General features: G+C 25.4%; 15 protein-coding genes and 1 pseudogene. 9 read left to right on the plus strand and 7 right to left on the minus strand.

Annotation, left to right across the window (positions count from 1 at the left end; genetic code table 11):
- Nucleotides 1-83 precede the first annotated feature (83 nt).
- On the plus strand, nt 84-905 hold the full coding sequence (locus AC5YGA_RS04375; RefSeq protein ID WP_415307911.1) for a TSCPD domain-containing protein: 822 nt from the start codon (nt 84-86) through the stop codon (nt 903-905).
- A 2-nt stretch (nt 906-907) separates the two neighbouring features.
- Here AC5YGA_RS04375 and aspS read toward each other — a convergent pair whose 3' ends face one another.
- The 3 genes from aspS to AC5YGA_RS04390 are packed head-to-tail and all read right to left on the minus strand — an operon-like array spanning nt 908 to nt 4,218.
- The gene (gene aspS, locus AC5YGA_RS04380) at nt 908-2,692 is read right to left on the minus strand and encodes an aspartate--tRNA ligase (protein ID WP_415307912.1); all 1,785 of its coding nucleotides are present in this window, start codon (nt 2,690-2,692) and stop codon (nt 908-910) included.
- Complete coding sequence (locus tag AC5YGA_RS04385; RefSeq protein WP_415307913.1) at nt 2,693-3,355, minus strand: P-loop NTPase family protein; 663 nt, start codon at nt 3,353-3,355, stop codon at nt 2,693-2,695.
- Nucleotides 3,352-4,218, minus strand: a complete 867-nt coding sequence (locus AC5YGA_RS04390) for a hypothetical protein (RefSeq protein ID WP_496169973.1) — start codon at nt 4,216-4,218, stop codon at nt 3,352-3,354. The genes AC5YGA_RS04385 and AC5YGA_RS04390 overlap by 4 nt, the downstream gene beginning before the upstream one ends.
- Here AC5YGA_RS04390 and purM point away from each other — a divergent pair.
- Both purM and purN read left to right on the plus strand, forming a co-directional pair.
- Entirely contained in the window at nt 4,217-5,470 is a 1,254-nt protein-coding gene (gene purM, locus AC5YGA_RS04395) for a phosphoribosylformylglycinamidine cyclo-ligase (protein WP_496169974.1), read from the plus strand. The two genes, AC5YGA_RS04390 and purM, sit on opposite strands and share 2 nt — an antisense overlap.
- A pseudogene (purN, locus tag AC5YGA_RS04400) lies at nt 5,448-6,024 on the plus strand (phosphoribosylglycinamide formyltransferase). Before purM ends, purN begins: the two are co-directional and overlap by 23 nt.
- On the opposite strand, the gene ndk reads toward purN, so the two are convergent.
- Together ndk and AC5YGA_RS04410 are read right to left on the minus strand one after the other, a co-directional pair.
- Complete coding sequence (gene ndk / locus AC5YGA_RS04405) at nt 6,021-6,431, minus strand: nucleoside-diphosphate kinase (protein WP_415307917.1); 411 nt, start codon at nt 6,429-6,431, stop codon at nt 6,021-6,023. The pseudogene purN and the gene ndk sit on opposite strands and share 4 nt — an antisense overlap.
- Nucleotides 6,424-7,881 carry a leucyl aminopeptidase gene (locus AC5YGA_RS04410; protein ID WP_415307918.1) on the minus strand — a complete coding sequence of 486 codons (1,458 nt, stop codon included), beginning with the start codon at nt 7,879-7,881 and terminating at the stop codon, nt 6,424-6,426. The genes ndk and AC5YGA_RS04410 overlap by 8 nt, the downstream gene beginning before the upstream one ends.
- 60 nt (nt 7,882-7,941) lie before the next feature.
- On the opposite strand from AC5YGA_RS04410, the gene AC5YGA_RS04415 reads away from it, so the two are divergent.
- Genes AC5YGA_RS04415 through rsmA form a run of 6 tightly spaced genes read left to right on the plus strand, consistent with a single transcriptional unit; the run spans nt 7,942 to nt 15,266 of the window.
- Complete coding sequence (locus tag AC5YGA_RS04415) at nt 7,942-9,099, plus strand: LptF/LptG family permease (RefSeq protein ID WP_496169975.1); 1,158 nt, start codon at nt 7,942-7,944, stop codon at nt 9,097-9,099.
- Nucleotides 9,100-9,103: 4 nt separating this feature from the next.
- Nucleotides 9,104-10,189 carry an LptF/LptG family permease gene (locus AC5YGA_RS04420; protein ID WP_415307920.1) on the plus strand — a complete coding sequence of 362 codons (1,086 nt, stop codon included), beginning with the start codon at nt 9,104-9,106 and terminating at the stop codon, nt 10,187-10,189.
- Entirely contained in the window at nt 10,179-12,587 is a 2,409-nt protein-coding gene (locus tag AC5YGA_RS04425) for an LPS-assembly protein LptD (protein WP_415307921.1), read from the plus strand. The genes AC5YGA_RS04420 and AC5YGA_RS04425 overlap by 11 nt, the downstream gene beginning before the upstream one ends.
- Nucleotides 12,588-12,634: 47 nt before the next feature.
- Nucleotides 12,635-13,525, plus strand: coding sequence for a peptidylprolyl isomerase (locus AC5YGA_RS04430; protein WP_415307922.1), 891 nt, complete (start codon nt 12,635-12,637; stop codon nt 13,523-13,525).
- Nucleotides 13,515-14,477, plus strand: coding sequence for a 4-hydroxythreonine-4-phosphate dehydrogenase PdxA (locus tag AC5YGA_RS04435; RefSeq protein ID WP_415307923.1), 963 nt, complete (start codon nt 13,515-13,517; stop codon nt 14,475-14,477). The genes AC5YGA_RS04430 and AC5YGA_RS04435 overlap by 11 nt, the downstream gene beginning before the upstream one ends.
- On the plus strand, nt 14,478-15,266 hold the full coding sequence (gene rsmA, locus AC5YGA_RS04440) for a 16S rRNA (adenine(1518)-N(6)/adenine(1519)-N(6))-dimethyltransferase RsmA (protein ID WP_415307924.1): 789 nt from the start codon (nt 14,478-14,480) through the stop codon (nt 15,264-15,266).
- Here the strand turns inward: rsmA and gmk are convergent.
- Nucleotides 15,255-15,887: a guanylate kinase gene (gene gmk / locus AC5YGA_RS04445; RefSeq protein ID WP_415307925.1), complete on the minus strand. Its 633-nt coding sequence runs from the start codon at nt 15,885-15,887 to the stop codon at nt 15,255-15,257. The two genes, rsmA and gmk, sit on opposite strands and share 12 nt — an antisense overlap.
- A gap of 8 nt (nt 15,888-15,895) precedes the next feature.
- Nucleotides 15,896-16,135: an acyl carrier protein gene (locus AC5YGA_RS04450; protein ID WP_415307926.1), complete on the minus strand. Its 240-nt coding sequence runs from the start codon at nt 16,133-16,135 to the stop codon at nt 15,896-15,898.
- Nucleotides 16,136-16,157 lie beyond the last annotated feature (22 nt).

Here is a 16,157-nt window from a genome sequence, read left to right on the forward strand (position 1 = left end):
TATAATATAAATTAGACTAAAGTATGGATTTGTATATAAATTAATTATCTTAAGATTCATAACAAAAATTAAAAAAAGGAAAAATGGCAAAATATTTAGTAGAAACTTATTATACATGTAGCTTTAAAGTTAATCATTATCTGGATGATATTAATGAAACCGAGTTAGCAAACCTTGAAAAGCGTGATGATGGTAAATTTGAAGTTCTAGATGTTAAGCTTGATACGAGAAAAACAAAAAGCTTAGATCCAAATAATAAAGTAATTGAGCCTAAAAAATTAGATATTATAACTGAACAAAGCCAACCCAAAATTGTTTCAAAAGAAAATAATACTGCTTTTGTTAAACAGATTAACGAAGGTGTGGGTAAAAGATTTAGCATGCCTGATAGAAGAAAAGGTTATATTCAAAAAGCTACCATTGGTGACCATAAAGTTTATTTGCATACTGGTGAGTATGAAGATGGTAAAATTGGTGAAATTTTCATAGATACAAGCAAAGAAGGAGAATTGGTAAAAGCTTTGATGAATAATTTTGCAATAGCAATATCACTTGGTCTGCAATATGGTGTTCCTTTAGATGAGTTTATTAGTGCTTATGTTGATACTAAATTTGAACCATCTGGAAAAGTTCATGGTAATGATAGAATAATGAGTGCCTCTTCAATACTTGATTATATATTTAGAGAACTTGCTATTTCGTATCAAAATAGAGAAGATCTAGCACACACTCCATCTATTGGTGGCTCAGATAGATCTTTGCCAGAAGAAGAAAATACCGAAGATCAAAATCAATTACTTAAAATTATAAAAGATGTTACTAGCAAAGGCTTTGTTAGAAATAACTACAAAAAAAATCTTGTTGATTTATCTGATGTTAAAATAAATTTAAAAGGTAAAAAATAATATTATTTTTTACCTTTTAAGGCTAGACCAAGTTCTTTAAGTTGCTCTTCATTTACTTCTGATGGAGCATTCATCATTAAGTCTTGAGCATTTTGATTCATTGGAAACATTGTAACCTCTCTAATATTCTTCTCATTTGCTAAAAGCATCACAATTCTATCAATACCAGGTGCTATTCCACCATGTGGTGGTGCTCCATAACTAAGAGCATTTATCATTCCACTAAATTTTTCATCAACTTGTTCTTTTTGATAGCCAGCAATTGAGAATAATCTATACATTAATTCAGGTATATGATTTCTAATTGCACCAGAGGATAACTCTATACCATTACAGACAATGTCGTACTGATAGGCTTTAATATTAAGGGGATTATCAAAATCGATATCTTTTATATTTCCTTGAGGCATTGAAAATGGATTGTGGCTAAATTCAATTTTATTAGTAACTTCATTTTTTTCAAACATAGGGTAATCAATAATCCAACAAAATGCGAAAGTATTTTCATCTATTAAGTCTAAATCTTTAGCAATTTTATCTCTAGCTTGAGAGGTAATTTTTTCAACATCATTTATTTTTCCACAAGCAAAAAATATACTATCACCTACTTCAGCTCCAGTAATTTTCATAATTTCAACTAAAGATTCTTGGGAGAAAAACTTACCTACAGGTCCCTTGGCTGAGATATTTTCATTTTTTTCAATTGTAAAATAAGCAAGACCAGATGCACCTTGTTCCTTCGCCCATTTATCAACATTATCAAAAAAACTTCTAGGTTTTTCTTTTGTATTCTTCGTTACTATGCATCTTACTTTAGAGCCAGATTTTACAAGTTTTTTGAATATTTCAAAACTAACATCATCACGTGTAAATATGTCTGATAAATCATAAATGATTAATGGGTTTCTTAAGTCAGGTTTATCAGATCCATACTTAAGCATAGTTTCGTCATAGGGTATTCTTGGAAATTTCTCATGCATTAACTTTTTTGAAGAAAAGTTTTTAAAAACATTAACTATTAATTTTTCAACAACTTGAAATACATCTTCTTGTTCAATAAATGACATCTCTAAGTCAAGTTGGTAGAATTCGCCAGGACTTCTATCGGCTCTAGCATCTTCATCTCTAAAACATGGGGCAATTTGAAAATATTTATCAAATCCAGATACCATTATTAATTGTTTAAATTGTTGAGGTGCCTGTGGTAAAGCATAAAATTTTCCAGGATTTAATCTACTCGGTACCAAAAAATCTCTAGCACCTTCTGGGCTTGAAGATGTAAGTATTGGAGTTTGAAATTCTAGAAAACCTAATTTGAACATCTCATTTCTGATAAATGAAATAACTTTTGATCTTAAAATAATATTATCATGGATTTTTTTTCTTCTTAGATCAAGAAATCTATACTTAAGTCTAATTTCTTCAGCATATTCTTGGTCACTAAATACAGGCATTGGAAGTTCTTTACATGTGCCTAGTATTTCAAATTTATCAATATTAACTTCTATCTCTCCAGTTTGAAGTTCAGAGTTAATAGTGTCAGTACTTCTCTTAACAACTTTTCCATTAATCTTAATTACACTTTCTAACTGAATTTTTTCTAATAATTTAAAACTTTCATTGCTTTTATCAACAATGCATTGAGTCATTCCATAATTATCTCTTAAATCTATAAATAAAAGATTTCCATGGTCTCTCTTTTTATTGATCCATCCTGATAGTATGATTTGTTGACCATTATTATCACTATTTAATTCACTACAATTATGTGTTCTATATTTATTCACTTATTCCTCTAATGCTTCATTTATAATCTTAAAGTCGATTGATTTTTTCTTTTTTAAACTAATCTTGTCAATTTTATATATGAATTCAAATATTTTGCCATACGATCTCTCAATTCTTTTAATAATAAAATCAATCAATTTTTTATCTAAGGTAATCTGTCTATCAGATAAATTTTTTAGCACTAAAGCAAACATTAATTCATCATCAGGGTTTGCAATTTTTGTTAAAAGACAATTTTTAGTTCTTGATTTAAGATCTTCTAATTTAAAGTTAATTTCAACTATTGGCTCACAAGATGTAATTATTAAAAATTTATTATCTTGATCAATTATATTAAAAAGTGTGTACATAAGTTTTTCATCTATGTTTAATGTCAAATTATCTAAAACAACATTTTGATAAGGCTTAATTGCTTTTAAATTATCATCATTGAGCAAATTTGGTTCAATTATAATTCCACCAAATTTTTTCAAAAAAATGTTAGTTAAATGAGTTTTGCCAGAAAATTTTTCTCCACTAATATTTAAAAAATTTTTTTCCCATTTCGGCCACTTATTAATTAATTCAAAAGAATGATAGTTACTTTTCCCAACATAAAAATCGTCATCTTTGAAATTTTGTTCATAATCAAAATCTAATAATAATTGGTTTAAACTTTTCATTTAACTGCCCAAACATTATTTTCCATTATTAAATTAAAATTTTTTTTATTCATATCATTAAGAAAGGTTTTTGGAGAACCATTATAAATTATTCTATATTGAGTAAATTTGTTATCAAATTTAAGTATATAAAAGTTCGATATCAAATCAATATTAGCAAGTGTCTCTTCCAAGGACATTAGTTTTTTATAATTGATTGATTCTATAGAAATAGTCAAAGGAAGCTTTATAGATGTGTTTATCTCATTATTTTTTTTCCATTCATCTTCATAAATACTCTTTAAATTTTTTAAAATTTTATTAATGTCATTTTCTTGAGTTAAATCAAGATTGGAATAATTTTGATTATTTATTTTTAAAGAATTATTTAGATTAATTTTTGAAAGTATTTTTACATCATTTTTATTTTTATATATTATAGATATTATGTAATCATTTAAATCATACTTTTTTATTAAATCTATAAAATCATATGACTCAATTGAACTTGACATCATTTGAAGTTTGATCAAATCTTCAAGGTCATCACTTGGTAATAAATAGTCTAGTAATTGATAATTATTTTTTTCATCATTCCATTTCTCATAAAAAATATTAGAATTAAACAAATTAATACTCTCATTTTTTGTATCCACTAATATTGGGATCAATAAAACTTTATTTCTTATTGGTATTGATGGAAATATATTTCTTTTTTCTAAAAAATTTAAAATTTTTTTTTTGTTAAAAGTAGTTTCAAGCTTTGCAAAATATTCATTATTAATAAATTTTTCATCACTTATTGTAAAGGAATCGATCATGCCTTTGAGTTCTTTAATTTTAATATTCTTAATTTTATTTTTATCACCTGAGGTTGTAATCATGGAGAGTAAGTTTGAAAAAGAAGCTTTGAAACCCTCGTCTATGACACTGCTTTTCTTAAAATTTAGCTCAAATGGAGATGAAATATCAATATCAGTCACTTTAAAAGTATTTGCACTCAAAAAAGTTGTGGAAAAAATTATTATAAATAGAACCAATGAAATAAAAAATATATATACTTTTTGTAATCTTAACATTTTATTAATAATTTGCATATTTTATACTAATGAAAAAAAAAAATTTACCTATAAAAAAAGTGGTGTAAACATAAATGCAGCTGACAACTTTGTTAAATTTATTTCTTCAATTTCATCAAAAAATAAAGGCAAAAAAAAGTTGAACAACATAGGTAGTTTTGGTTCAATTTCTAGCATCCCAAAAAATTTAAAAAACCCCAAAATTGTTGCTTGCACTGATGGCGTTGGTACAAAAGTAGAAATAGCAAATTTACTCAATAAATATGATACAATTGGCATTGATTTAGTGGCAATGAGTGTAAACGACTTAATTGTTCAAGGAGCCAGACCATTATTATTTTTAGATTATATTTCAATTAATAAGATTAATTTAAAAAAATTAAAATCTATCTTAAAAGGAATAGTAAAAGGTTGCAAAATTTCTAACTGTGAATTAGTTGGTGGTGAAACTGCAGAAATGCCTGGTACCTATGAAAAAGGTAAATTTGATATAGCAGGTTTTGCTGTAGGGTTAGTTGATGAAAAGAAAATTCTCTACAAAAAAAATATTAAAAAAAATGACTTGGTGTTAGCTATACCTTCAAGTGGAATTCATTCTAATGGTTATTCTTTAGTTAGATATATTTTAAAGAAAGGAAAAATAAATTTAAAAAATGATCCATTTTTGAAAAAAGAATTATTAAAACCAACAAAGATTTATGTGAAAGAGGTTTTGAACCTAATTGATAAAAACTTTTTAAAAGGCTGTGCAAATATAACTGGTGGTGGATTAGCAGATAACATTAAAAGAATTATGCCAAATGGATTGGTTGCTAATATAGACTTAGGTAAGGTTAAAACTAAAAAAATTTTTAAATGGTTAAAGAAAAACAATATTGAAGATAGGGAAATGTTAAAAACATTTAATTGTGGAGTTGGTTTTTGTTTAATAATTAAACCAAATAATCTAAAAAAAATTACAAAATTTTTTACAAAAGAATTTAAACCTTATGTTATTGGAAAAATAACTGCTGGAAAAAATAAAGTTAAGCTTAATGGAAAAATTGACTGGTCTTAAAAAGATAAAAACTGCAGTTTTTATTTCAGGAAAAGGAAGTAATTTAAAAAATATAATAAGATTTTCTAAGATAAAAAAATCACCTATCTCAATAAATGTAATTATTTCTAATACCAATAAAGCTAGGGGCTTGAATTTTGCCAATCAATCCAAAATTAGTAAAAAAATATTTGATTATAAAAATGTTAATTTTGCAGAAAATCAAATATTAAAATTTTTAAAAAAAAAAAATAAAATTTATTTGCTTGGCTGGTTTTATGAAAATTCTATCTAAAGGATTTATTAAAAAATTTGATGGTAAGATAATTAATATACATCCATCTTTACTTCCAAAATATAAAGGTCTTGATACTCACAATAGAGCTATCAAAAATAAAGAAAAATTTGCAGGATGCACTGTTCATTATGTAACTGCTAAATTAGATTCTGGAAAAATAATATTGCAAAAAAAAATTAAAATAACAAGTAAAGATAATCCTAAAACTTTAGCAAAAAAAGTTTTGAAGCAAGAGCATAAATTATATCCTGCTGCTATTAAGAAAATTTTTTATTAATCTTTAAAAAAGAAATCAATTTCTATTTTGGCATTTTCAACACTATCAGATCCATGTACTGAATTTTTATCAATAGAAATTCCATATTTTTTTCTTATAGTGCCTTCTGCGGCTTCTTCAGGCTTAGTTGCTCCCATCAACTCTCTATTTGCCAAAACTGCATTCTCTTTTTCAAGCACCATCACAACTATTGGCCCGGATGATAAATATGTGCATAAATCGTTATAAAATGGTTTTGTTTCATGAACCTTGTAAAATTGTTCTGCTTCAGATTTAGCTATTTGGATTTTTTTATCTTTAACAATATTAAAACCTTTATTTTTAAACATTTCCTTAATTTCATTGTCTAAATTTCTTTCTACTGCATCTGGTTTAATAATTGATAGTGTTTGCTCTATATTACTCATAATCATCCTCTATTAGTTTATTTAATAATCTTACTCCATAACCGGTTGCTCCACCTGAGTTTAAAGCTCCACCATATTTTGAAAAAGCCATACCCGCTATATCTAGATGAGCCCAAGGTGTCTTGTTTAGAATAAATCTTTGTAAAAATTGTGCTGCAGTTGTTGATCCTGCTCCACCAACATAATTTATATTTTGCATATCAGCATTTTTTGAGTCTATAAGCTTATCAAAGTTTTTATGTAGAGGCATTCTCCATAATTTTTCATTAACCTTCTCACCTGCTGTTAATAATTGTTTTGATAATTTTTCATCATTTGAAAATAACCCTGCATATTCAGACCCTAATGAAACTATAATTGCACCTGTTAAAGTTGCTAAATCAACAATAAATTTAGGTTTAAATTTTTTCTCAGTAAATGTTAATGCATCAGCCAAAACTAATCTACCTTCAGCATCTGTATTTAATATTTCAATTGTTTTACCACTATAAGATTTAACGATATCTCCAGGTCTTTGAGCATTTCCACTTACCATATTTTCTACAAGTCCAACAACACCAACTGCATTAATTTTAGATTTTCTTAATGCAAGGTTCATCATTAAACCAACCACCGTAGCTGATCCTGCCATATCATAGGTCATGTCTTCCATGAATTTTGCTGGTTTTAATGAATAACCACCTGTGTCAAAACAAACTCCTTTTCCTACAAATGCTAAAGGTCTAGAATTATTTTTTGCACCATTCCATTCCATTGTTACTAGGTATGATCCTCTAACACTTCCCTGTCCTACACCAAGTAAAGCATTCATGCCCAATTTCTTTAATTTTTTATTGTCATATATATTTATTTTTAAACCAAATTTTTTTAATGAATTTATTCTTTTTGCATATTCATCTGGATGTAAAATATTTCCTGGCTCAGACACTAAGTCTCTAGCAAAAAAAGTTCCTTCTTCAAGAGCTTTAAACTTTACTTCATTTTTAAAAGTTAATTTACTTTTTTTACCAATTATATTTACTAAAAATGATTTTTTTTCTTTTTTAGATTTATAGATGTTAAATTCGTAGGATTTTAATTTTAAGCCGTGAAGAAAATAACCTATAAAATCTTCTATTTTACTTTTTATGCTATCAGCATTTATTGTAAATTCACCTTTATTTCTATAATTAATATATGAGTAGAATTCTGCTCCTAAATTTTCTACATCAGTAGTTTCTAGGTTGTTTTTAATAGATATTAAAATTATCTTTTTTTTAGAATTTACCTCAAAAACTAATAGATTTTTTTTTAAATCACTTGTTTTTAATAAGTCATTTATGTAAGAAAACTCTGAATTAGAAATATATTTTTTTAATTTAATTGTATTGAACTTTTCATCGACAAACAAAACAACATTAGTTGAAGGTTTTTTCGGTGCATTATTTTTATAAGATATTTGAATAGACATAGATTTTTAAATACATACCATAAGTTGAATGTTATATATGTATAAAAATTAATAATTTCAATGAAAAAAATTTATTTTAAATTTATAAGCGACGTCACTATTTTTTTTATACTTTCAGTCATGAGTGTGGCTGCAATTGTTTGGGTAATACAGGCTGTAAATTTTTTAGATTTTGTTTCGGAAGATGGGCACAGCTTTTCCACTTATTTTAATTATACCCTTCTAATATTCCCAAAAATTATTGGTAAAATATACCCATTTGTCTTTTTTCTATCATTATTTTTCATAATTGTGAGATATGAAAATAATAATGAACTAATTATTTTTTGGACACATGGGGTTACAAAAAAAAAAATAGTAAATTTAGTCATTAAATATTCTTTAATAGCCTCATTAACACTTTTAATTCTAACTACATATATTATCCCAAATTCTCAAGATAGTGCTAGGTCACATATAAGAGCATCTGGTCTAGACTTATTTCCTTCCTTAATTAAAGAAGGGAATTTTAATGATACAGTCTCTAATTTGACTGTGTTTGTAGAAGAAAAAAATAAATATGGAGAATTAAAAAATATTTTTTTAAAAGACTCAATAATGTCTGTTGATAATTCAGAAAAAAATGGATTTAACATTATATTTGCAGAAAGAGGTTATTTTAAAAATAGTAACCAAAACAATTTCCTAACCCTACTAGATGGTACTTTTTTATTAAGTGAAGACTCAAAATTTACTAGTTTTACTTTTGAAAAAATAGATTTTGATCTTTCAAAATACTCAACTAAAACTATCACTTACACTAAAATTCAGGAAGTTCAATCATCCTATCTCTTTAATTGTATCTATCGCATAAAAACAAATGCTCAATCAGAAAGAAGACAGGCTTTTATTAAATTTAAAGATTCATTTGACAGATGTAATGAGAAATTTATTCCTGAGGCTGTTCAAGAACTTTTTGAAAGAATAATTGTAGCTTTTTATATTCCTGTATTGGCACTAATTAGTGCATTGCTTTTATTATTATCTAAAGATCAACTCAATTATAAAAGACAAAAATTTATTATATTTCTTTTTTCACTTGTGACTATTGTTGTTCATGAAATTTCATCTCAGTACTTTATATCAAACATAATTACTAACATTTTATTTTTATCTCTTCCTTTTTTAATGTGGTTAAATATATATTTTTTTATAAACAGAAAGCTCAAAATAAACTAAACAAATGATTTTAAAAACATACGTCAAATATATAACAAAAACATATTTAGAAAACTTTGTAAGGGTTTTTTTTATTTTTTTTAGTTTAATTTTTATTTTAAATATATTTGAGGAAATAAGTCATTTTAAAGATACGGAAAAATCAATTTTTTTTATGATCTTTATGACTTTATTAAATGTACCATCTATATTATTTCTTATTACACCATTTATTTTTTTAATATCTACTCAATTCTTTTTTTTAGACATATTTAGTAAGGACGAACTTATTGTTTTTAAATCTTATGGACTAAGTAATATAAAAATACTTAAAACTATATTATCCATATCATTAATATTGGCTCTATTGCTTACAATTTTTCTTTACAGTTTTTCTTCAAAATTACAATTTATATACCTAGACTTTAAAAATAAGCACTCCCAGGATAATAAATACCTTGCTGTTGTAACAGAAAATGGCCTTTGGATTAAGGATGAAGCAAATGGAAATATAAACTTAATCAATGCCTACAAAATGGATGAAAATATTCTACGTGGTGTCACTATAACTATTTTAAATAAACAATTTGAATTAATTGAAAATATTACTAGTAACGAAGTTGATATTACTAAAACTAAATGGATAATCAAAAATGCTAAAGTAGTAAAATTTGATTCAACGGTTATAGATAGTAAAAATGAAATTCTCTTTCAAACAAATCTTGATTATAAAAAGATAAATAGTTTATTTTCAAATTTATCCTCACTATCTTTTTTAGAATTAAAAAAATTAAAAAAGAGTTATACTGATCTTGGATACTCAACGGATGATTTAGACTTACATACCCAGAAGCTTTATTCACACCCTATTTTTATGGTATTAATGACTTTATTGGCTAGTATAATAATGCTTAATGTAAAAAGATCGCAAGAAAATTATTTTTATATTATATTAGGAGTTTCAATTTCTGTAATGACATATTATATAATTTACTTATTTAATTTACTTGGATTAAATGGAAGACTTCCCATTACTTTTTCAGTTTGGATTCCATTACTGATAATAGCGCTAATGAGTTCAATAGGTATGGTTAGGTTAAATGAAAAATAATAGTTTTAAAAAAATCTCAATTATATTATTTTTTTTTATACTTATATTAAATTCAATTTCTCAATCTAGTGAATTTGAGTTTAATGGTAAAGAAATAGACATTGTAGATAATGGGAAAAAAATATTAGGCTATAATGGGATAGAAATTTTTTTAAATAATAAAAAACAAAAAATTACTGCAAATAAATTTAAGTACGATAAAATAAAAAAAACACTCACTATAATTGGAAAAATTAAATTTATTGATACGAGTGCTGAAATAGAAATTTTATCAGATGAGGCGGTTTATAACGAAGAAAAAAAAAGCTACGAATTTGAGGGTAATGTAGAGGCAAAATTTTTAAATAAATATTTTTTAACAACAGAACAAGTGACATATAATAAGTTAAAAGGTTTAGTTTCATCTAATGTTGCAACCGAAATAAATGACAATCTGGATAATCAATTTATAGTATCAAGTTTTAAATACTTTAGACTTTTAAATCAAATCAATGCAAATAGTGTCAAATACATTGATGCACAAAAAAATAGATATTCCTTAGATGAAGCTATCCTAGACTTAAACTCAAGTAAAATTTTAGGTAAAGATATTGCAATAAACTTTAATAATAATTTTTTTGGCAACCCTAAAAATAGTCCTAGAGTCAAGGGGGCTAGTATTTTTGCAGATAATAATTTAAGTAAAATCTCTAAAGGTACTTTTACAACATGTAAAAAAAGTGAAAAATGTCCCCCTTGGGTCATTTCAGCAGAGGAAGTTGAACACAATAAAAAAGAAAAAACAATAAATTATAAAAATGCTTGGTTAAAAATCTACGATAAACCTGTTTTATATTTCCCAAAATTTTACCACCCAGATCCAACAGTAAAAAGACAATCTGGTTATCTAATGCCACTATATGCCAACTCTAGTTCCACAGGTTCTTCAGTCCACATTCCTTATTATAAAGTTCTAGGTGATCATAACGACCTTACATTTAAACCTAGAATTTACTCAAATGAGTCATTACTTATACAAAATGAATATCGTCATTATACAAGAAAGTCTAAAAACATAATTGATGCAAGTTTTCTTAAAAAACAAAGTTTAAACTTTTCTAAAAATCAGACTACAACTCATTTTTTTTCTAATTCTATAATAGATTTTGATTCTTCAGAGTTTGAAGAAATGACACTGGAGATTAATTTACAGAACACTTCGAATAATACTTATTTAAAAACATATAAAATAGACTCACCTTTAATAGATAACAATTCTACTTTAAATTCTTATTTAAATTTGTATGGGTCAGCTGAAAAAACAACTTTCGATATCTCGATCGATTCATATGAGGATCTGACGAAGAAAAATGAAAGTGACAAGTATACTTTCATTTACCCTAGTTTTGAAGTTGAAAGACAGTTAGAAAGTAACTTTAGTTTACCTGGAAATTTTACTTTAAAAACTGAGGGTTATCAAAAAAAATATAATACCAATGCATATGATGGTGTTTTAATAAATGATCTCTTATATTCTAATACTTATTTTGACAAAGGGATCAAGAATGATTTTTATGCGCTGCTAAAAAATGTTAATAGTAAAGGTGTAAATTCTACTACTTTTAAAAATAAAGAAGACGCACAGCTACTTCCATTAGCTTCATATAAGTTATCTTACCCATTATCGAAAAAAAACCTTTTATCAAAAAATTTATTCACACCTACTACTTCTCTTAATTTTAGTCCCACTAAAAATGAAAGTTTAACTAAAAATGATGAAAGAATTGATATTAATAATGTCTTTTCATTTAATAGAATAGGTACATCGGACGCAGTGGAAAGTGGTTTGTCCATTGCAGTAGGAGGAAAATATAAAAAAGAATATCTCAAATCAGATAAGTACTTCTCTTTTAATATTGCACAAAACTATAGATATAAAAAGAATGATGATCTGCCAATAAATGGCTCTATAGGTAAAAAGTCATCTGATATTTTTGCTAACATAGAGTACAACCTAAATGACAGCTTTAACCTTAAATATGATTTTAACATGAAAGAAAACTTAAAAAAATCAAATTATGACTTAATATCTACAAAATTTAGTTTTGATAATTTCGTAACAACATTCGAATATTTGGATGAAAAAAATAGTATAAATAAAAATAGCTTCATAAGTAATAAAACTTCATTGTTAATTGATGAAAACAATACTTTGAGCTTTGGAACAAGAAAGAATAGAAAAATTAATTTAACAGAATATTATGATTTAATTTATCAGTATACAAATGATTGTCTTGAAGCAGGTATTGCCTACAAAAAAGAATATTATAACGATAGTGATTTAAAATCGGAAGAACAAATTTATTTCACACTAACAGTTATGCCATTTGGCAAAATAAAATCTCCAAGGTTAAAATAATGTATAGAGTTCTAAAGCTTATTTTTAGCGTGATTAGTTTATACATAATGGCTTTTAATTTATCAATTAAAGCCGAAAATAATGTAAAAATAATTTATAATATTGGCGACACTATGATTACAAATATTGATATCAAAAATCAATATAGATTCTTGTTATTAATTGATAAAAATTTCTCAAAATTAGATGAGAAACAAGGCTTAGAGATAGCAAAACAAGAATCAATTAATGATAAAATCAAAACCAATGAATTAAAAAAAACTTTTGATTTAGATAAAAACTACGATTTAATAGACGATATAATTAATCAACACTTTAAAAAAAATAATATTAATTCTAATAAAGAAATAAAAAAACACTTAAAAGATTATAACCTCGAGTATGAATATTTGCAGAAAAAATTTCAAATAGATCAGCTTTGGAGGGAATTAATTGTTTTAAAGTTTTCAAAAAAAATAAATATAGATGAAGAAAAAATAAAAAAAAGAATATCCAAAAGAAAACTAACTGAAAAAAAATCATTTCTGCTAAGTGAAATTCTTTTTGAATTAAAAGATAGTGAGATTTTAGAACAAAGATTTGAAGAGATTAAGAAAAGTATTTCTGAAAAAGGTTTTGATGTGTCGGCAAGTCTTTTTAGTATTTCAGAAAGTTCCAAATCAGGAGGTAAAATTGGATGGATAGATGAAAACCAATTTTCAGAAAAAATTTTAAAAAATATAAATATATTAAAGATAAATGATATAACTAAACCTATCAAAGTTTCTTCTGGATTTTTAATAATTAAATTAGAGGATGTAAAAAAAGTTAAACAGGCTAAAAATTTAAAAGCTGAATTAAATAAAATTATACTATTTGAAAAAAATCGTCAGTATAATGAATTTTCTAATATTTTTTTTGAAAAATTAAAAATTAATACATTTATCAATGAAAGATAATGCTATTTTAATAGTTGCTGGTGAGCCAAATAGTATTTTTTTAGAAATTTTTTTTAAAAGTTTAAAAAAAAACTATTACAAAAATCCCTTAATAATCATTGTTTGTAAAAAATTATTGATCAAACAAATGAATCATCTGGGGTTTAATTTTATGATAAACGAATTAGATCTAAACGATATAAATTTTAAAAAACTAAATAATGATAAGATTAATATTATTAACGTAAACTATAATTTTATAAATGCATTTGAAAAAATTTCTAAAAAATCAAATAACTATATTAAAAAATCTTTTGACATTGCCATAAAAATTCTTAGAAAAAATAAATTTTCTAAATTAATCAATGGTCCAATTTCTAAAAAACATTTCTTAGAAGGAAAAATTTTAGGGATTACAGAGTATTTAGCTAATGAGAGTAAAAAAAATGAATTTGCCATGCTAATTTTTAATAAAAAAATATCAGTTAGTCCATTAACAACACATCTTGCTTTAAAGGATGTGCATAAACATATTTCAAAAAAAAAAATATACATACATATAAAATTAATTGCTGAATTTTATAAAAAAAATTTTAAAAGAAATCCAAAAATTGCAATAACAGGTCTTAATCCTCACTGTGAAAGTAACTTTGTTAACAGTGAAGAAAATACAATAATTAAACCTGCTATTAAAAACTTAAAGATCAAAAATTATAAAATTGAAGGTCCCTTTCCTGCAGATACTATTTTTATGAAAAAAAATTTGAATGAATTTGATGTAATTGTTGGAATGTACCATGATCAAGTTTTGACTCCTATGAAGGCCCTATTTGGCTTTGATGCTATTAATATAACTCTTGGTTTACCGTTTATTCGCATTTCACCAGATCATGGTCCAAATTCTTCTATGTTAGGTAAAAATTTATCTGACCCTAAAAGCTTAATAGAGGCATTAAAATTTTTAGATAAATAAATGTTTTTTAAATCCAAAAAAAGTTTAGGTCAAAATTTCTTGATAGATCGCAATATTCTAGAACTGATTGTTGATACAGTTAAAATTACAAATAAAGAAATTTTAGAAATCGGTCCAGGTAGTGGAAATTTAACTTCATTCATTTTAAAAAAAAATCCTAAAAAAGTTTATACAATTGAAAAGGATGATGAACTAGCCTTATTATTACAAGATAAATTTAATAATGAAATTACTATTATTAATGAGGATGTTTTAAAAGTATCTGAAGAAAAAATTTCTAATGAAAAACTGACTGTATTTGGAAACTTGCCTTATAATATCTCCACCGAAATACTTTCAAAATGGATAGTTAACATAGATAAAGATTTCTGGTTTGAAAGCTTGGTATTAATGTTTCAAAAAGAAGTAGCTGATCGAATTATTGCAGAATCTAATACATCTAAATATGGAAGATTATCTATTTTATCAAACTGGAAATTAAATATTAAAAAAATTGTAGACATTAAACCACAAAGTTTTTCCCCAAGACCTAAGGTTGATAGTACACTTTTATTATTTACACCAAGAGAAAATTTTTTTGAATTAAAAGAAGCTAAAAATCTTGAAATGATCACTAGAGTTTTTTTTAGCCAACGAAGAAAAATGCTTAAAAAGCCATTTAATCAAATCTTTAAAGATTCAAAGAGTGTTTCAAAAAAGTTTAATATTGATCTTAATCTTAGGCCACAGAATCTAGAACCTGAAATGTATTTTAAACTTGTTAAAGAATATGAGAGTTTAAGAAATTAGTTTATTGACATGTTTTCTGATAAATTCTTTGTCATAATCTTTTGATCCATTATTTATTTCTGCATCAATCAAATTACTAATTTTGGAGTAGCAATCATCCAAGTTATCATTTACGATTACATAATCATAATTGATCCAATGTAGTACATCTCTACTAAATTCTTTCATTCTTTCTTCTACAATCAGCTTATCTTTCATGTCTCTATTAGATAATCTTTTAAATAATACCTCTTTGCTTGGAGGTAGAATAAAAAAAGTTATTAATTTATAATTTAACTTTTTATTTTTAATTTGATCAGCACCCTGCCAGTCAATATCAAATATTACGTTTTCACTTTTTTCTAGTTTCTCTATGACAGGTGTTCTTGTTGTGCCATAAAGATGATCAAAAACAGTAGCATACTCTAAGAATTCCTCATTTTTAACTAATGCTTCAAATTTATCATTATTTATAAAATAATAATCTTTGTCTGCAATCTCGTTATGTCTTGGTTTTCTAGTAGTGTGAGATATTGATATGTGAAAATTTTTATTTTTAGAAAGAAGTTTTACTAAAGTGGTTTTACCTGCCCCAGATGGGGATGATAAAATCACCATAATCCCATCTTTTTTTATGGACATTTAAATTTCTAGTTTGCTTTGCCTGCTATAAAATTAACAGCATCACCTACTGTAAGAATTTTTTCAGCTTCACTGTCTGAAATTTCTGAACCAAATTCTTCTTCAAAAGCCATTACTAATTCAACTGTATCTAAACTATCTGCTCCAAGATCGTCTATAAAACTTGAATCTTCTAACACTTTTGCTTCGTCTATACCTAAGTGATCCGCTACAATTTTTTTAACCTTATTTGAAATATCTTCTGACATAATGTTCCTTTTTGTTATATTT

It is taken from the genome of Candidatus Pelagibacter sp. uisw_091, assembly GCF_059512525.1.